Source organism: Thermodesulfobacteriota bacterium (genome assembly GCA_036397855.1).
In the GTDB taxonomy this organism is placed as follows: domain Bacteria; phylum Desulfobacterota_D; class UBA1144; order Nemesobacterales; family CSP1-2; genus DASWID01.
Genome location: DASWID010000053.1, coordinates 1 through 16734 on the forward strand (window position 1 = coordinate 1; position 16734 = coordinate 16734).

The following is a 16734-nucleotide window of genomic DNA, read 5'->3' on the forward strand; positions in this document are numbered from 1 at the left end:
GGTGGAGATGGTAATGCCTGGGGACAATATAAACATGGAGGTTGAGTTGATATCGCCCGTGGCAATGGAGGAGCAGGTAAGGTTTGCAATAAGGGAGGGAGGAAGGACAGTGGGTGCCGGTGTGGTAACAAGCATCATTGAATGAGGGGTATTAGGTCAAGACAAATATGAGCCGCGCTGCGAAGATAAGGATAAAATTAAAATCATTCGATCATAGATTGCTCGATAAATCTGCGATCGAGATTCTAGACACCGCGAAGAGGACTGGAGCTAAAGTAGCTGGACCCGTTCCGCTTCCAACACATATTAGTCGTTACTGTGTATTGAGATCTCCACATGTAGATAAAAATTCAAGAGAGCATTTTGAGATAAGGACACATAAGAGAATAGTTGATATACTGGAACCCACACAACAAACCATAGATGCCCTGATGAAACTGGATTTGGCTTCAGGGGTTGAAGTGGAAATTAAACTTACTAGTGCGTGATTTTTCATGATACAGGGAATAATTGGCCGAAAGATTGGTATGACGGAATTATTTATGGAAGATGGGACAGTGTTAGTGTGTACCGTAGTCAATGCCGGACCGTGTTTCGTAGTCGATAAGAGGACAGTTGAAAAGAATGGTTATGATGGTATCCAGCTGGGCTTTGAAGAAGTAAAGCCACAAAGGGTAAGAAAACCGGTGGCGGGCCATTTCAAAAGGGCTGGAGTCCGGCCATTTAAATATCTTTATGAGTTTAAGGGTGACACGGAAAAATATAAGCCTGGAGACGTTATTACCGCGGAAATATTTAAAGAAGGTGATATAATCGATGTTTCTGGAAAAAGTAAGGGGAAAGGTTTTTCTGGAGTTATGAAGAGACATGGTTTTGCTGGACAACCGGATTCTCATGGCGGAATGTCACACAGAAAACCCGGGTCCATTGGTCAGGCTTCATACCCCGCGAGGGTTTGGAAAGGAATGAAGATGCCTGGTCAAATGGGTAATAAGAGTGTTGCCATGCAGGGCCTTCAGGTTGCGAAGGTCGATCCTGATAACAATTTATTGATAGTAAAGGGATCTGTCCCAGGACCAAGAGGTGGTGTTTTATTAATTAGACACACTACCAAGGGGAGAAATTAGAGTGCCCAATTACGACGTTTTTGATTTGGATAAAAATACATTAGGCACAACTGTCATCGATCCGGATATTTTCGAATCTCCGGTAAAGGAGCATCTTCTTCATACCGTGGTCAGGTGGCAATTAGCTAATCGACGCTCTGGTACAGCTTCTACAAAGACAAGGGGAGAGGTGAGCGGCGGTGGCCGGAAACCATGGAAGCAAAAACATCTTGGTCGTGCTAGGCAGGGGAGCATAAGATCGCCACAGTGGAGAAAAGGAGCAGTGGTGTTTGGACCAAGACCCAGGGACTGGTCTTATAACATTCCCAAAAGGGTCAGACGTCAAGCACTGAAAAGTGCCCTTTCTGCAAAGCACAGGGACGGAAAGCTTTTCATCATAAAAGAGTTCAACCTGCCTGAGATCAGTACCAAAAATGTTGTAGAGTTTATTAAAAGATTTGAGCTGGATAAGACCTTGATTTTAATAAATGATAAAAATGAAAATCTTAGGAAATCTGCCAGAAATCTTAAGAATTTAAAGATCTTACATATAGACGGATTAAACGTGTATGATCTCCTCAGATTTAATTTCCTGGTCATTACTGAGGATTCACTCCTAAGACTGCAGGAGGTTTTTCCAAGTTGAAAGACCCAAGAAATATAATAAAACACCCTATAGTGACCGAGAAATCAACTAATCTGAAGAATCAGAGCTGGTATGTATTCGCTGTAGATAAAAGGGCTAACAAAAGAGAAATAATGAACGCTGTTGAAAAGATATTTAATGTTAAGGTCGATAAGGTTAGAACACTAATCAGACCAGGGAAAGTTGTGAAGAGATTCGGTCGGGAAGTAGGTAAGGGTTCTCCTCTAAAGAAGGCTTATGTAAAGTTGAGACAAGGGACGATAGAGTTTTTTGAGGGTGTTTAACATGGGTATAAGAAAATATAATCCTACTACACCTGGGACAAGATTTAGAACCGGCTTAGACTTTTCGGAAATTACGGTTAAAAAACCTCATAAACCACTAACGAGATCGTTAAAGGAGAAATCCGGGAGAAATTCGCAGGGCAGGATTACTAGCTATAATCGTGGTGGTGGTAATAAGCGTTTTTATAGGATAATAGATTTTAAAAGGGACAAATTCGATGTTCCGGCAAAGGTGGCTTCGGTTGAATACGATCCTAATCGCTCTGCGAGGATCTCACTTCTCAAATACGCTGATGGTGAGAAGCGATACATATTGACTCCAGATGAGCTTAATATAGGAGATACGGTTGAGTCGGGTGAAAATGTTGAAATCTCAATTGGTAATGCCCTTCCCTTGAAGAACATCCCTCTTGGAACGTTCATACATAATATCGAGGTGAAGACTGGGGCTGGTGGGAAATTAGCTCGATCTGCGGGTGCTTCTGCCCAGGTAATGGCTAAAGAAGGAAATTATGCACAGATTCGGTTAAATTCCGGCGAGATCCGTAAAGTATTATTATCATGCATGGCTACCGTGGGAAGGGTTGGAAATCCGGAACATGAGCTTGTAGTGGTTGGAAAGGCGGGTAGAAGCAGGCATTGGAAACGTCGCCCAAACGTAAGAGGGGTGGCAATGAATCCGGTAGATCACCCACATGGAGGGGGTGAAGGAAAAGCCACTAAGGGAAACCCTCATCCGGTATCTCCGTGGGGATGGCTTACGATTGGTTACAAGACTAGAAAAAACAAAAGAACTAATAAATATATAATCAAACCCAGAAGAATCGGCTACGGTATGGACTAGGAGATATCTGCATGCCAAGATCAAGTAAGAAGGCACCTTACGTGTTTCCAAAACTGTTAAATCAGATTAGGTCTGCTAAGGATAAAGGTGATCAACGAATAATCAAAACATGGTCTAGGGACTCGATGGTGATACCTGACATGATAGGCCTTACCTTTGCTGTGTATAATGGCAAGAAGTTCATACCAGTCTATATTACTGAACATATGGTAGGCCATAAACTTGGTGAGTTTTCTCCGACTCGTACCTATTCCGGTCATGGCGCTGGAGATAAAAAAGCCAAGATTGAAAAATCAACAGAATAATACAACAAGGATGAGCGATGGTATCACGGGCAGTTCATAAGTATGTAAAGATTTCGCCAAAGAAGATTAGATTAGTTTTGGATTTGATCAAGGGAAACGATGTGGAGAAGGCGTTTTCTGATCTTACGTCCATAAGGAAGAGATCTGCGCCCCTCGTAGCAAAGCTTTTGAAATCGGCAGTGGCCAACGCTTCTGAGAAGGGACATTCAGATACTGAAACCCTTTATATCAAGGAGGCCTTTGTTTCTCAGGGACCTGCTTACAAGAGATTCAGAGCGAGAGCTATGGGGAGGGCAACAAGGAGAAAGAAGATGATGAGCCATATTACAATTGTTCTGGAAGAGAGGGGGTTATAAATTGGGTCAAAAAATATGCCCTATCGGATTGAGGATAGGAATTGTGAAAACTTGGGATTCAAAATGGTATGCGGAAAAGAGAAAATATACTGAGCTTCTTCATGAAGATATACAGATTAGGTCGATGATAAAGAAGGAGTTTTATCAAGCCGCAATTTCAAAAATTGAACTTGAAAGGGCAGCATCTGAAAGGGTAAGGATTGTAATTCATGCAGCTCGCCCGGGAATGATAATTGGTAGAAAGGGTCAGGAGATTGATACACTGAGAAACAGATTAAATGAGATAACGGGGAAAAACATTTATCTCGATATACGTGAGGTAAAACGTCCCGAGATAGATGCTCAGCTAGTAGCTGAGAATGCGGCGCTGCAAATCGAGAGGCGGATCGCGTACAGGAGAGCCATGAAAAGGGCAATTTCCTCGGCCCTCAGGCTGGGTGCACTTGGAATAAAGATCATGGTCTCCGGAAGGCTTGGGGGTTCAGAAATAGCAAGGAAGGAATGGTACAGAGAGGGAAGAGTCCCGCTTGCCACACTTCGCGCCGATATCGACTATGGGTTTGCAGAGGCCAAAACAACTTATGGAAGGATAGGTGTAAAGGTCTGGATATTCAAGGGTGAAGTGTTAGAGAGCAGAAGTCGACAATATAGTTAGTCATATTTGGAGGAAAGATGCTTCAGCCAGCGCGAACTAAATATAGAAAACAGCACAAAAGAAGAATAAGGGGTTCTGCCACGAAGGGGGCAAGCCTTGCTTTTGGGGATTTTGGTCTTCAATCTGTTGAGTGTGGAAGGATAAATGCTAGGCAGATTGAAGCAGCCCGAATCGCTATTACCAGGCACGTAAAGAGAGGGGCGAAGCTGTGGATAAGAATATTTCCACATAAGCCATATACGAAAAAAGCCGCAGAGACTAGGATGGGTAAGGGAAAAGGTGATGTCGCTGGTTATATTTCCCCGGTAAAAAGAGGAACGATGCTTTATGAAATTAGTGGACTTCCTCTTGACATAGCGACTGAAGCCCTGAGGCTAGCTTCTCACAAGCTATCTGTTAGGACTCGAATTGTGTCTCGAGAAGGGGGTGTTCTTCAAATATGAGTAATGCTGATGAGATTAGAGAGTTGCGTGACGACGAACTGAGAAGAAGGGAAAATGAAACTAGGCAAGAGCTTTTTAACCTGAGGGTTCAATTGGCGACACAGCAAACAACTAATGTTGCAAGGGTGAGGAAGTTAAGACGTGACCTTGCGAGAATTCTCACTTTAATAACTGAACGAAAACTAGATATCAGGAGAAATCGGTAGAAATGGGAAGAGGTAAAGTGAAAACAAAAATTGGAACCGTTGTCAGTAATAAGATGGACCAAACCGTTATCGTTGAAGTAAGCCGGATAGCGATTCACCCTAAATTTCAAAAGCCAATTAAGAGAAATACCAAGTTCAAAGCACATGATCAAAATAATCAATGTAAGATCGGTGATAGGGTTCTGATTATCGAATCGAAACCAATCAGCAAGACCAAGAGATGGAGAGTCAGTAAGATTCTTGAAAGCGCTACAATCATAGAAGGTGAAATTTCGGAAGAAGTCTCAGTTGAAGGAGTTCTCGTCCAGTGATTCAATCATCTACATATCTCGAATCTGCCGATAATAGCGGTGCAAAAAAGCTTTTTTGCATCAAGGTGCTGGGTGGTTCTAAAAGGAAATACGCGAGGCTTGGCGATGTTGTTGTCGTATCGGTTAAAGAGGCCTTACCTAATTCCAAGGTTGAAAAGGGTGCCGTTCACATGGCAGTAATTGTTAGAACGAGGAAGGAACAGCGGCGACAGGATGGTTCATACCTTAGATTTGACGATAATGCTGCCGTGCTAATCACGAAAGAAAGTGAGCCGATGGGGACAAGGGTATTTGGACCGATTGCAAGAGAACTTCGTTTGAAAGGGTTTATGAAAATAATTTCACTTGCACCGGAGGTGATTTGAATTGGGCGCTAAATTTGGTCGTAATGATTCTCACGGGACCAAAAAATTTCATATCAAATCCGGCGATACCGTTTTTGTCACAGCCGGGAAAGAAAAGGGAAAGACCGGCAAGGTTATAAAGATTTTGAGAAAGGAAGGCAGGGCTATAGTCGAGAAACTCAACATTGTTAAGACGCATCGTCGTCCATCGCAAAAGAATCCGACAGGCGGGATTTCGGAGAAAGAATCCGGCATTCATATATCTAACCTAATGCTCCGCGATTCGAGTGTTGGTGGTCCTGTAAGAATAGGACGTAAGACATTGGCCAGCGGAGAGAAAGTTAGGTATAGCAAAAAAAGCGGTGAGGAAATTAAAGGCTGATGGCTCCAAGTTTAAAGGTTTTATATAGAGAAAAAGTATTTCAGTTGCTCAGAGATAAGTTCCATTATAGTAACTGGCTGGCAATCCCTAGACTCCAGAGGATTGTAATAAATCTTGGCTTAGGAAGGTTAAGTGACGCGGGAAAGGAGATAAAGGTGATCGAGGACGCTGTTCACGAGGTTTCTATCATATGTGGGCAGAGGCCAGTAATAACAAGGGCGAGAAAATCGATAGCTGGATTTAAGTTGAGGGAAGGGGTTCCTATCGGATGTATGGTCACTTTGAGGGGCGACAGGATGTATGAGTTCTTAGATAGGCTTGTTAACCTGGCGCTTCCACGTGTGAGGGATTTTCGCGGTCTTTCAACCGATTCATTTGATGGGAATGGGAATTATACCTTTGGTATTAAGGAACATATAATATTTCCAGAAATAGATTATAGTAAAGTCGAAAAGCAAAAAGGCATGAATGTAACTATGGTTACAACGGCAGAAAGGGATGAAGAAGCATTGGAACTGTTAAAGGGTTTAGGAATGCCATTTAGAGAAAATTAAGAGAGGTAGTCGATGACACGAAAATCACTCTTGGTGAAAACAAAAAAGGAAGCAAAGTACAGGGTAAGGGCTAGGAATAGATGTCCATTGTGTGGTAGGCCGAGGGCATTTATGAGAAAGTTTGGAATGTGCAGATTGTGTTTTCGCGACAGAGCGAGTTTCGGGGAACTACCTGGAGTTAGAAAAGCCAGTTGGTAGTTCGATATTGCTGTGTATAGTTTGAAGAAAGAGGTGAAATAGATGACTGATCCCATATCTGATATGCTTACAAGAATTCGAAATGCATTAATAGCTAAGCACAGAACGGTAACTATCCCGTCATCTGGGATTAAAATCGAAATTGCAAATGTATTGAAGGGAGAGGGGTACATACAGGATTATAGGGTAGTTGAGGAAGGTCACAAGAAAATCATAAATATAGCGCTAAAATATACTGATACTGAAGAGACGGTCATTAAAGAGATTCATAGGGTAAGTAAACCAGGTCGTAGAATCTATGTTAAACACACCGAGATTCCAAGGATAAAAGGGGGATTGGGCACTTCTATACTGTCGACATCGAAGGGATTAATGACCGGTGCTAAAGCTCGGTCTCTACGTATTGGCGGAGAACTAATGTGTACAATTTTATGAGGCTATGGCATGTCAAGAATAGGCATTAAATCTATACAAATTCCGAAGGGAGTCTCTGTAGAGACGAGAAACGGGACTATAGAAGTCAAAGGCGCCAAGGGAAGCCTTTCTAGGAGAATACCTCGGGGTATTACGACAGAAATAGATTCTGGTGTTATAAAAGTAGAGAGAATAAATGAATTGAAGAGTACGAAGGCTCTCCACGGGCTTACACGTTCACTGTTAGCTAATATGGTTACTGGTGTAATGGAGGGATTTTCCATCACATTAGAGATAGTTGGTGTAGGCTATAAGGCTGATCTCACGGGTAAAAATGCTATTACTCTAACTTTAGGATATTCTACGCCAATCGAATTTTCACTGCCTGAGGGTATAAGTGCGGAGGTACAAGAAAGGGGAACAAGGTTAATAATAAGAGGAATTGATAAAGGAGAAGTTGGTGAAACTGCAGCTAGGATCAGAAAATTGAGAAAGCCAGATTCTTATAAGGGCAAGGGGATTAGGTATCTGGGCGAAATTCTTAAACTTAAACCTGGAAAAGCGGGGACAAAGGCTTGATAAAAAGGAAGAGTAGAAAAGATAAACGTCAGATTCGACATATACGGATAAAGAAGAGAGTAAAGGGCAGCCTGGCAGTGCCCAGGCTATGTGTGTTTAAATCGGCTAGACATATTTATGGGCAGATTATCGATGATTCACGCGGGCACACGGTTGTTGCTGCTTCTTCCCTTACGCCCCAAGTAAGGGAAATGATGAAAGATGAGAAAAAAAAGGTTGAGGCCTCTGCTGTCGTTGGTAAGTACATAGGTCAACTTGCCGTGAGTAAAAATATAAAAAGGGTTTGTTTCGATCGAGGGGGTTATCCCTTCCATGGCAGGATAAAATCTTTTGCAGAAGCGGCAAGAGAAGCGGGATTGTCATTTTAACTATAGATGTTGATATTTTTTAGGAGGTAGTTTTGAGATTTAAAGATAAGATAAGTCCGGGAGGACTTGAATTCAAAGAAAAGATAGTACACGTCAGAAGGGTAGCTAAGGTAACAAAAGGTGGAAAGAGGTTTCATTTTACAGCACTCGTTGTCATTGGGAACAATGATGGCATTGTTGGATATGGTCTTGGAAAATCGAGTCAGGTACCGGACGCGATAAGGAAAGCTATTGAAAAAGGAAAGAAGTCTCTTGTAAGGGTTAATAGGAAGGGTAAAACTATTCCTCATGAGATATTGGGACAACACGCGGCATCGAAGGTCTTGCTGAAACCTGCTAGCCCGGGTACAGGCGTTATAGCTGGTGGAGCGGTTAGGGCTGTTGTCGAGCTCGCCGGTATACAGGATATCCTGACTAAGGTTTTGGGATCCACCAATCCCCTAAATGTTGTTAAGGCAGTTGTAAATGGTCTAGGCCTAATCAGGAGACCAGAAGACGCTGCAAGTATCAGGGATAAAGAAATTAAGGATCTGGATCTGCCAAGGCACTTTTTGAATTAATAAAATTTGAGAAATGATTTATATGTAAATTAATTTGTTGATAAGCAGGGGTATCAAAAGATGTTGAACAAGTTATCTCCTCAAGCTGGGTCAAAAGCAAAGTGTAAGAGAGTAGGCCGTGGCCCTGGACGTAGGGGAAAAACGAGCGGCAAAGGGCATAAAGGTCAGAGATCAAGGAGTGGCGGAAGGGTATCATCTTGGTTTGAAGGGGGTCAGACTCCGTTAAAACTGAGGTCTATAAAGCGTGGATTTAACAATCCCAATAGGATTGAGTACGACGTGGTTAATATTAAGAGTTTGAATATGATCGATAAGGTAGATCAGATAACCCCTGATGAATTAAAAAAAGCTGGGCTTGTGAGTGGGAAAAACCCTATCAAGATTCTTGGCGATGGTGAACTGGATAGAAAGATTAGTATAATGGCAAATGGTTTCACAAAGACTGCAGTTAAAAAGATAGAAGAGAGGGGTGGCAAAGCGGAGATAATATGAGCAGTAATATTGGGGCTATTCCAAAGATTCCTGAGCTTAATAAAAGGCTTCTTTTCGCCGCAATTATGTTGATCGTCTACAGATTAGGTGTATTTGTTCCTATACCAGGTATAGACCCCGAGCAAATTGTAAAACTGTTTGAACAGACAACGGGAACGATATTTGACATTTTAAACCTCTTTTCTGGTGGTGCACTCGCGCGTGCCTCAATTTTTGCTTTAGGAGTGATGCCATATATTACCTCATCAATCATTATGTCGCTCCTTGTGAAGGCTTTTCCTACGCTTGAGGCAATTCAGAAGGAGGGTGAAGCGGGTAGAAAGAAAATCAACCAATATTCGCGCTACGGAACCGTAATCATATGTGTGATTCAAGGTTTTATGCTTGCCGTCACCCTAGAAGGTGGTATGGGTTCTGGCCTTACAGTTGTCAAAGACCCCGGATGGATGTTCAGGTTTACAACGGTAATTACACTCAGTGCGGGAAGCCTATTTATCATGTGGATAGGAGAACAAATCTCTGAGCGTGGTATTGGAAATGGTATTTCCTTAATAATAGCGGCATCTATTTTGGTTAATATGCCCGGCGCATTTTGGAATCTGCTAAGGTTAATTGATACCGGAGAAATGACAGTTTTAGGGCTTTTCCTATTAATTCTTTTTATGGCATTAGTGGTCGGATTCATCGTTTTTGTCGAAAGGTCATACAGGAAAATCCCTGTTCAATATCCTCGACGGGTTGTCGGAAGAAAGGTTTTTGGGGGGCAAGCTTCCCACCTTCCTCTAAAGATCAATACGGCAGGGGTTATCCCTCCGATATTCGCCTCTTCTCTATTGATTTTTCCTGCAACGGTTTTGACTTTTATCAATGTTCCATTTCTGAGGAATATTACGGATACACTATTTCAACATGGTTTATTTTATAATGCAATCTATGCAGCCTTAATAATATTCTTCGCTTATTTTTACACTGCGGTTATTTATAATCCAGATGATCTTGCAGATAATTTGAGGAAAAACGGTGGGTTTGTACCGGGAATTCGACCGGGCAAAAAGACCTCGGAATATATAGACAAGATACTTGGGAGAATAACATTCATTGGAGCAATATATGTTGCGGCTGTGTGTGTGCTGCCCACTATACTCCAGCGGCAACCTTTCAATCTTCCTTTCTTTTTCGGGGGAACGTCTCTCCTGATTGTGGTGGGTGTTACCCTCGATACGGTACAGCAGATTGAATCGTTTCTTATTACTCATAGTTATGAAGGTTTCGTAAGGAAGCGAGGAATGAAGGGACCTAGAAGGTACGGTGTTTAAAAAAATAAATAAGGAGATCTTTTATCCTGATGGTTTTGATCATCTTTGGACCGCCTGGTGCTGGAAAGGGTACGCAGGCTTCAATGATCACAAAAAATTACGACATGCTGCACATTTCGACTGGTGATATGCTCAGGGCCGCAGTTAAGGAAGGGGCTGAATTAGGAAATCTTGCCAAATCCTATATGGATAAGGGTGAACTCGTGCCCGATGATGTTGTAATTGGAGTAATAAGAGAGGTGATTAAAAATACCAATTCGGTCAATGGATATCTCTTAGACGGATTTCCGAGAACTATTCCGCAGGCCGAGGCCCTGGATAGGATGCTGAATTCTGAGTCTCTAAAGGTCGACAAAGTGGTGTCTATAGAGGTACCTGATGGAGAAATAATAAGCAGGATCGGGGGGAGAAGGGTTTGCGAAAAATGTGGGGTCATGTATCATAAACTATACGATCCTCCGAAGAACGCAGATGTTTGTGACAAATGTGGGGGAAGTCTTTATCAACGTGATGACGATAGAGAAGATGTAATAAGAAAAAGACTTGAGGTATATAGTAGACAGACTCTGCCTCTAAAAACATATTATAGAGATGCTAGTATTCTTAGGGAAATAGATGGTCTAGGCACCATAGATGATGTAAGACGTAGGATAAGTGATTCGTTAAATCAAAGGACATGATTATTTTAAAAAGCAAGGATGAGATAGAAGAAATAAGATATGCTTCTCAAGTTGTAATTGAAGTCCTTCAGGCCCTAAAAGAGGAGTCTAAGCCGGGGATGTCAACTTGGGATCTTAACGTGATAGCTGAGGAGATGACAGCAAAAAGGGATTCTAAACCAGCTTTTAAGGGGTACAGGAATTATCCGGCCTCCATCTGCTGCGCGGTAAATGACGAGGTTGTCCATGGAATCCCGTCAAAGAAGAAAATATTAAAGGAAGGGGATATCTTAAGCATAGATTTCGGTGTTCACCGCAATGGATTCTATGGGGATTCCGCAATTACTGTCCCTATAGGTCATGTATCTCCTGAAGCCAACTTGCTACTTCAGGTTACTAGAAATTCATTGTATAGAGGAATTGAAAATGCGCATCCATCGAACAGGCTCTTTGATATCTCACATGCAATTCAAAGTTATGTCGAAGCAGAGGGTTTTTCCGTCGTTACGGCATTCGTGGGACACGGAATTGGTAGAAAACTCCATGAGGATCCCCAAGTTCCAAATTTTGTTCCAAAAAATGGAAATCGATGGAACGGCATAAGGCTAAAGCCTGGAATGGTGTTGGCTATTGAACCTATGGTCAATATTGGAAGACCTGATATAAAAATATTAAATGATGGATGGACAGCCGTGACTGAGGACGGCAAACTTTCCGCTCACTTTGAACATACCGTCGCAATAACAGACAATGGGGCGTTAATTTTGACTGAGTGGGAGTTTTAGGGAGAATGTATGCCGAAAGAGGAAAGACTGGAGTTTCAAGGTACAGTGATTGAAGCGCTTCCGAATGCTATGTTTAGGGTTAAGATTGAAAACGGTCGTGATCATGAAATCCTTGCCTATGTTTCAGGTAAGATGAGGACGCGTTTTATAAGAATCCTGCCTGGAGACAAAGTGAAGGTAGAACTTTCGACTTATGATTTAACGAAGGGAAGGATTACTTATAGATTGAAAAAATGATGGTACCAATAACATGAAGATAAGAGCATCTGTTAAAAAGGTGTGTGATAAGTGTAAGATAATTAGGAGAAGGGGTGTGGTTCGGGTTATCTGTGAGAACAAGAAACATAAACAAAAGCAAGGGTAGGAGGTTCCAAGAATGCCGAGAATAGCGGGTGTTGACATTCCACCTAGCAAGAGAATGGAAGTGGGTCTTACCTATATTTATGGGATAGGAAGAAAGGTATCAAGGGAAATACTTAATGAGGCTCAAATTGATCCAAATATAAAGTCAAAGGATCTGAGTGAGCACGAGATAGCCAAGATAAGGGATATTATTGAGAAGGAGTATATGGTTGAGGGTGACCTGAAGAGGGATACCCAAAATAATATCAAGCGCCTTATGGAAATTGGCTGTTATAGAGGGATAAGGCATAGACAGGGTCTTCCGGTTCGCGGACAAAAAACAGGGTCGAATGCTAGAACTAGAAAAGGACCCCGCGGTACTGCTATTGCAAAGAAGAAGAAAACCACGAAGTAGGGATAAATTGGAGGTTACTGTTGGCAACCAAGAAAACAACTAAGAGGACAAAGAAGTTTGTTGAGCAGGGAATTGTGCATATCCAGGCAACATTTAACAACACGATAGTGACGATAAGTGATTCTCAGGGAAATGTAATCGCTTTTTCGAGCGGGGGCATGAAGGGATTCAAGGGCACAAGGAAGGGAACTCCTTTTTCGGCTCAGGTTGCGGCTGAGGACGCGGCAAAAAAGGCTGTTGGCTTTGGCATGAGGAGCGCACTGGTGTTTGTTAAAGGACCAGGTCCCGGGAGGGAGCCTGCAATAAGGTCGATACAGGCGGCTGGTATAAAAATAACAATGATCAGAGATGTAACACCGCTACCGCATAATGGCTGCAGACCGCCAGGTAGACGGCGAGTGTAGAACTGTTTCAACTAATCTAATATGCTAACCGGAATTCTAATATAGAGATGCAATGAAATGAAGGAGGTCATTTAATAATTGGCAAGATACATTGGTTCTGTGTGTAGACTTTGTAGAAGGGAAGGAATGAAGCTTTTTCTAAAGGGGGATAAGTGCTACTCGGCTAAATGCGCTGTTGATAAGCGCCCTGATAAAGCGCCTGGAGAACATGGGCATCTTCGCCCAAAGTTTTCAGAATTTGGGATCAGGCTCAGAGAAAAACAGAAGGTGAAGCGGATTTATGGACTTACCGAAAGGCAGTTTAGGAAATACATTGAAAAGGCTTCTCGGTCGAAAGCAGAGACCGGTAAGCTATTGATTTCACTGCTTGAGAGAAGGTTAGATAATGTTTTGTACCGTTTGGGATTTGCGAGCTCCAGAAAAGAGGCTCGTCATCTTGTTCATTTTGGACATATTCTTGTCAATGGTAAGAGGGTCGATGTGCCGTCGTATCAAATAAAAGAGGGTGACGCGATTGAAGTTGCGCAAAAGAGCAGGAAAATTGGCAGGATTAATCAATCTATTGAATCTCTCGAACGGAGAGGATTTCCTGGCTGGCTTGAATTAGATAAGGATAATTACAAGGGTGTGGTTAGAAAATTACCCCTGAGAGAAGATGTTACATTACCGATTGAAGAGCAATTAATAGTTGAGTTCTATTCGAGGGTTTAGTTCTAAGTTTAACGATTAAATTGATCTTATCAGATCACTACCCCCAATAAATTTAAAAGGGAGGGCGGGAAGTTGAAGGAATTTCAAAAGAACTGGCAGGAACTAATCAGACCAAAAAGGCTTCAAAAGGAAGAGAAGAGTTCTTCCGCCCTTTATGGGAAATTTATATGTGAGCCTTTGGAGAGAGGTTATGGGGTCACACTTGGAAACACTTTAAGAAGAATCCTTATATCTTCGATCCAGGGACCGGCTATAACATCTATCAAGATTGGTGGTGTATTGCATGAATTTTCTACCATACCCGGTGTTAAGGAGGATGTTACGGAGATTATTTTAAACATTAAGGGTGTCGAGCTAAAAATGCACACATACGAACCACAGGAATTGAGAATTAGTGCCGCTGGTGAGTGTGATGTAAAAGCCGGTGATATTATCATCGGTCATCAAGTAGAGGTGGTAAATCCCGATCATCACATTGTTACACTCTCAGCGGAAGACGCGAAGATAGAAATTATGATGACAGCTGAAATGGGTAGGGGTTATGAACCGGTGGAGAGACGGGGTGATATTCAAAGCGCGATTGGGGTGATACCAATAGATGCATTATTTTCACCAATTAGAAAGGTAAATTACACAGTAACGAACGCGAGGGTCGGCAGACGCACGGACTATGAAAAGCTCACACTCGAGATTTGGACAAATGGAACCATTAATCCCGAGGATGCATTAGCGTATGCTGCTAAGATTTTAAAGGAGCAGATTGCCGTATTTATTAACTTTGATGAGGCACAGTTTGAGGAAGTACCGGAGGTCGAAGAGAAAAAGGAAATAAGTGGAACAGAAGATGTTCTTTTTACTACGATTGATGATCTGGACCTTTCAGCAAGATCTCAAAATTGCTTGAGGAAAGCCAATATAGACTACGTCGGCGACCTGATACAGAAGACCGAAGAGGACCTGTTGAACCTCGAGAATTTTGGCAAGCGGTCATTGGTTGAAATAAAGGAGATACTAACTGAGCTTGGCTTAAATCTGGGATCAACTCTTAATAAAGAGGTTTTCGAATCTGAAAAATCTAAGAGAACAAGCGAGAAGAGAGTTTCTCATTGATAATTTAAAAGCTACTGTGGAGGCTCTAAATGAGTCATAGACGTGTTGGTCGAAAATTAGGTGTAGTCACTAAACATAGAATATCAATGTTTCGAAATATGGTTACCGACTTGCTTCGTCACGAAAGCATTAAGACAACTGATACAAGGGCTAAAGAGCTGAAAAGGTTGGCTGAGAAGATGATTACACTTGCGAAAAAAGGAACGCTTCATTCGAGAAGACAGGCGGCGGCGTTCATCAGAGACAGAGTCGTTATCAAAAAGCTCTTTGATGAGATAGCTCAAAAATACAAGGATCGCCCAGGTGGTTATACCAGAATTATAAAATTTGGCTTTAGAAAGGGGGATAATGCTCCAGTATCTATAATTGAGTTGGTAGAAGAGGAAGTCAAGTCGAAGGGAAAGAAGAAGACAAAAAAATCCAAGTTGACACAACCGTTGCCAGCGACTGAAGCCGAAGTTAGAAGTTCCAAGAAGGAAGCGGCTGAGGAGCTGGGATTAATAGAGAAAAAGAAAGAAACCGGAGTTATGGATGCTAAGGATGAAGCGGAACCTGTAGGGAAGGAAGCACAGGAGCCCGGAGAGAAAGCAGAGGAAATAACCGCTGAGGCCACAGAGGCCAAGGTCGGCGTCGAACTAGCAGAAACTCAGGTCGAACAGACACAGGAGACCCCTGAAGCCAAAGTGCCAGCAACAACGGAAGAACCGGAAGCCAAAAAACCCGGGTCGGAAGAGTCATTGCTTGAAAAGGGAGAATCTCAGATCGAGAAAGAGCAAGCATCAGAGGTAAAAGCTGAAGGATCCGAATTCAAAGAAGAAGGTTCATCCGAAGAATCAGGTGAAGTTGAGGCTGAAGAAACGAAGAAGGATACTTAAGAAATGCGTTTATAACGCATAAGATTTCTCTTCAATTTCACCTTTATAAATCATATTTTCTGCTCTAGTATTTTATAGTCAGTCAGCTGCTATTTATTCTAAGTAGTTTCCTTGCCTACTTGTTATAGTCTTCTCCAAACAGTATGTCATTCTCGAGGACTGTTATCGGGAATCCATTTAGAGGTCATTGCGAGAAACTTTGTTTCGAAGCAATCTTTCTTTTTACAAAAAAAGCGGGGTCAGGCTTTGTTTATTTGCCTATATAGCTCTCTTTTCAAACACCTAATTTGTTCTCGTAATACCACGCCTAACCCAATTCGTTCTTAATCTCACCAACCCCAATACCTGGTAAGTAGGCTATCCTAACTGCCATTAAAAGGGAAGGGGTCGCGTCTTCACAATTGACAAATCACGTTAATTGAGTTAGCTTGTCTAGTATGGCAAGACCTTTGAGACTTGCATTTGAAAATGCCTGCTACCATATAACCTCCAGGGGGATGAGAAAAGAAAATATCTTTTATGGCGATGAAGATAAATCTATATTTTTAGAAAAACTAAACGAGACCTTTAAAAAATACTCCGTGGTATGCTATGCATACTGTCTTATGGATAATCATTACCACTTATTCGTTAAAACACCGAGAGCTAATATTTCACAGGCAATGCACTATCTTAATACATCCTATACCAATTGGTTCAAGGCAGATCATGAGATAATTGGTTCAGTGCTGCAGGGAAGATATAAGTCAATCTTAGTAGACGAAGACAGCTATGGGATCGTGCTTAGTGCTTATATACATTTAAATCCCCTCAGGGCAAGGATAGTCGAAGATTTAAGAGAATATAAATGGAGCAGTTATTTCAACTATGTAAAGGATAATAAAAGAGCAGTAGATAGTTTAGATACTGAATTCATATTAACGCAATTTAGTGAAGACTCAAAAGAAGCCAGAAGATTATACAGAAGGTATGTAAGAGGAAATAAGAATATCAAAGATCCACTCAAGGATTCATTTAAGGGTATGGTGCTGGGGAGTAGAGAATATGTTAGTGATATACTGAAAAAGATT

31 protein-coding genes and 1 pseudogene are annotated in these 16734 nt (G+C 42.0%); all 32 read left to right on the forward strand.

Annotated features, from left to right (window positions below):
• Positions 1–145 (forward strand): elongation factor Tu (tuf, locus tag VGA95_04060; GenBank protein ID HEX9665715.1); only part of this gene is annotated, 145 nt, incomplete at its 5' end.
• Between the two features lie 22 nt (positions 146–167).
• The gene (rpsJ, locus tag VGA95_04065; protein ID HEX9665716.1) at positions 168–488 is read left to right on the forward strand and encodes a 30S ribosomal protein S10; all 321 of its coding nucleotides are present in this window, start codon (positions 168–170) and stop codon (positions 486–488) included.
• Positions 489–497: 9 nt separating this feature from the next.
• Positions 498–1127: a 50S ribosomal protein L3 gene (rplC, locus tag VGA95_04070; protein ID HEX9665717.1), complete on the forward strand. Its 630-nt coding sequence runs from the start codon at positions 498–500 to the stop codon at positions 1125–1127.
• 1 nt (position 1128) lies between these two features.
• Entirely contained in the window at positions 1129–1752 is a 624-nt protein-coding gene (gene rplD / locus VGA95_04075; GenBank protein HEX9665718.1) for a 50S ribosomal protein L4, read from the forward strand.
• Positions 1749–2036, forward strand: coding sequence for a 50S ribosomal protein L23 (gene rplW / locus VGA95_04080; protein ID HEX9665719.1), 288 nt, complete (start codon positions 1749–1751; stop codon positions 2034–2036). The genes rplD and rplW overlap by 4 nt, the downstream gene beginning before the upstream one ends.
• Position 2037: 1 nt before the next feature.
• Positions 2038–2880: a 50S ribosomal protein L2 gene (gene rplB, locus VGA95_04085; GenBank protein HEX9665720.1), complete on the forward strand. Its 843-nt coding sequence runs from the start codon at positions 2038–2040 to the stop codon at positions 2878–2880.
• Between the two features lie 11 nt (positions 2881–2891).
• On the forward strand, positions 2892–3185 hold the full coding sequence (gene rpsS, locus VGA95_04090) for a 30S ribosomal protein S19 (GenBank protein ID HEX9665721.1): 294 nt from the start codon (positions 2892–2894) through the stop codon (positions 3183–3185).
• A gap of 17 nt (positions 3186–3202) precedes the next feature.
• Positions 3203–3541, forward strand: coding sequence for a 50S ribosomal protein L22 (rplV, locus tag VGA95_04095; GenBank protein ID HEX9665722.1), 339 nt, complete (start codon positions 3203–3205; stop codon positions 3539–3541).
• 1 nt (position 3542) lies between these two features.
• Complete coding sequence (gene rpsC / locus VGA95_04100; protein HEX9665723.1) at positions 3543–4196, forward strand: 30S ribosomal protein S3; 654 nt, start codon at positions 3543–3545, stop codon at positions 4194–4196.
• A gap of 17 nt (positions 4197–4213) precedes the next feature.
• Positions 4214–4639: a 50S ribosomal protein L16 gene (gene rplP / locus VGA95_04105; protein HEX9665724.1), complete on the forward strand. Its 426-nt coding sequence runs from the start codon at positions 4214–4216 to the stop codon at positions 4637–4639.
• Positions 4636–4845 carry a 50S ribosomal protein L29 gene (gene rpmC, locus VGA95_04110; GenBank protein ID HEX9665725.1) on the forward strand — a complete coding sequence of 70 codons (210 nt, stop codon included), beginning with the start codon at positions 4636–4638 and terminating at the stop codon, positions 4843–4845. Before rplP ends, rpmC begins: the two co-directional genes overlap by 4 nt.
• Positions 4846–4847: 2 nt before the next feature.
• The gene (rpsQ, locus tag VGA95_04115; protein HEX9665726.1) at positions 4848–5156 is read left to right on the forward strand and encodes a 30S ribosomal protein S17; all 309 of its coding nucleotides are present in this window, start codon (positions 4848–4850) and stop codon (positions 5154–5156) included.
• Complete coding sequence (gene rplN / locus VGA95_04120) at positions 5153–5521, forward strand: 50S ribosomal protein L14 (protein HEX9665727.1); 369 nt, start codon at positions 5153–5155, stop codon at positions 5519–5521. The genes rpsQ and rplN overlap by 4 nt, the downstream gene beginning before the upstream one ends.
• A 1-nt stretch (position 5522) precedes the next feature.
• Positions 5523–5882 carry a 50S ribosomal protein L24 gene (rplX, locus tag VGA95_04125; GenBank protein HEX9665728.1) on the forward strand — a complete coding sequence of 120 codons (360 nt, stop codon included), beginning with the start codon at positions 5523–5525 and terminating at the stop codon, positions 5880–5882.
• Positions 5882–6436: a 50S ribosomal protein L5 gene (gene rplE / locus VGA95_04130; protein ID HEX9665729.1), complete on the forward strand. Its 555-nt coding sequence runs from the start codon at positions 5882–5884 to the stop codon at positions 6434–6436. Before rplX ends, rplE begins: the two co-directional genes overlap by 1 nt.
• A gap of 12 nt (positions 6437–6448) precedes the next feature.
• A complete protein-coding gene (locus VGA95_04135; GenBank protein HEX9665730.1) occupies positions 6449–6634 on the forward strand; it encodes a type Z 30S ribosomal protein S14 in 186 nt (61 codons plus the stop codon).
• A gap of 42 nt (positions 6635–6676) precedes the next feature.
• Complete coding sequence (gene rpsH, locus VGA95_04140; protein ID HEX9665731.1) at positions 6677–7069, forward strand: 30S ribosomal protein S8; 393 nt, start codon at positions 6677–6679, stop codon at positions 7067–7069.
• A gap of 9 nt (positions 7070–7078) precedes the next feature.
• Complete coding sequence (gene rplF, locus VGA95_04145) at positions 7079–7627, forward strand: 50S ribosomal protein L6 (protein HEX9665732.1); 549 nt, start codon at positions 7079–7081, stop codon at positions 7625–7627.
• Entirely contained in the window at positions 7624–7995 is a 372-nt protein-coding gene (rplR, locus tag VGA95_04150) for a 50S ribosomal protein L18 (GenBank protein HEX9665733.1), read from the forward strand. Before rplF ends, rplR begins: the two co-directional genes overlap by 4 nt.
• 32 nt (positions 7996–8027) lie before the next feature.
• Complete coding sequence (rpsE, locus tag VGA95_04155) at positions 8028–8555, forward strand: 30S ribosomal protein S5 (GenBank protein ID HEX9665734.1); 528 nt, start codon at positions 8028–8030, stop codon at positions 8553–8555.
• Positions 8556–8615: 60 nt separating this feature from the next.
• The gene (rplO, locus tag VGA95_04160) at positions 8616–9047 is read left to right on the forward strand and encodes a 50S ribosomal protein L15 (protein ID HEX9665735.1); all 432 of its coding nucleotides are present in this window, start codon (positions 8616–8618) and stop codon (positions 9045–9047) included.
• The gene (secY, locus tag VGA95_04165; protein ID HEX9665736.1) at positions 9044–10363 is read left to right on the forward strand and encodes a preprotein translocase subunit SecY; all 1320 of its coding nucleotides are present in this window, start codon (positions 9044–9046) and stop codon (positions 10361–10363) included. Before rplO ends, secY begins: the two co-directional genes overlap by 4 nt.
• Before the next feature lie 29 nt (positions 10364–10392).
• Positions 10393–11043 (forward strand): adenylate kinase, encoded by a 651-nt coding sequence (locus VGA95_04170; protein HEX9665737.1) that lies wholly within the window; start codon positions 10393–10395, stop codon positions 11041–11043.
• Complete coding sequence (map, locus tag VGA95_04175; GenBank protein ID HEX9665738.1) at positions 11040–11807, forward strand: type I methionyl aminopeptidase; 768 nt, start codon at positions 11040–11042, stop codon at positions 11805–11807. The genes VGA95_04170 and map overlap by 4 nt, the downstream gene beginning before the upstream one ends.
• A gap of 9 nt (positions 11808–11816) precedes the next feature.
• A complete protein-coding gene (infA, locus tag VGA95_04180; protein ID HEX9665739.1) occupies positions 11817–12044 on the forward strand; it encodes a translation initiation factor IF-1 in 228 nt (75 codons plus the stop codon).
• A gap of 13 nt (positions 12045–12057) precedes the next feature.
• A complete protein-coding gene (rpmJ, locus tag VGA95_04185) occupies positions 12058–12171 on the forward strand; it encodes a 50S ribosomal protein L36 (protein ID HEX9665740.1) in 114 nt (37 codons plus the stop codon).
• Positions 12172–12183: 12 nt separating this feature from the next.
• Entirely contained in the window at positions 12184–12564 is a 381-nt protein-coding gene (rpsM, locus tag VGA95_04190) for a 30S ribosomal protein S13 (protein ID HEX9665741.1), read from the forward strand.
• A gap of 20 nt (positions 12565–12584) precedes the next feature.
• The gene (gene rpsK, locus VGA95_04195; protein HEX9665742.1) at positions 12585–12968 is read left to right on the forward strand and encodes a 30S ribosomal protein S11; all 384 of its coding nucleotides are present in this window, start codon (positions 12585–12587) and stop codon (positions 12966–12968) included.
• A gap of 78 nt (positions 12969–13046) precedes the next feature.
• Positions 13047–13679, forward strand: a complete 633-nt coding sequence (rpsD, locus tag VGA95_04200) for a 30S ribosomal protein S4 (GenBank protein HEX9665743.1) — start codon at positions 13047–13049, stop codon at positions 13677–13679.
• 72 nt (positions 13680–13751) lie between these two features.
• Positions 13752–14789, forward strand: coding sequence for a DNA-directed RNA polymerase subunit alpha (locus tag VGA95_04205; GenBank protein ID HEX9665744.1), 1038 nt, complete (start codon positions 13752–13754; stop codon positions 14787–14789).
• A gap of 29 nt (positions 14790–14818) precedes the next feature.
• Positions 14819–15340: pseudogene (gene rplQ / locus VGA95_04210) on the forward strand (50S ribosomal protein L17).
• A gap of 761 nt (positions 15341–16101) precedes the next feature.
• Positions 16102–16734, forward strand: a 633-nt coding sequence (locus tag VGA95_04215) for a transposase (protein ID HEX9665745.1), incomplete at its 3' end; no start/stop codon positions are given.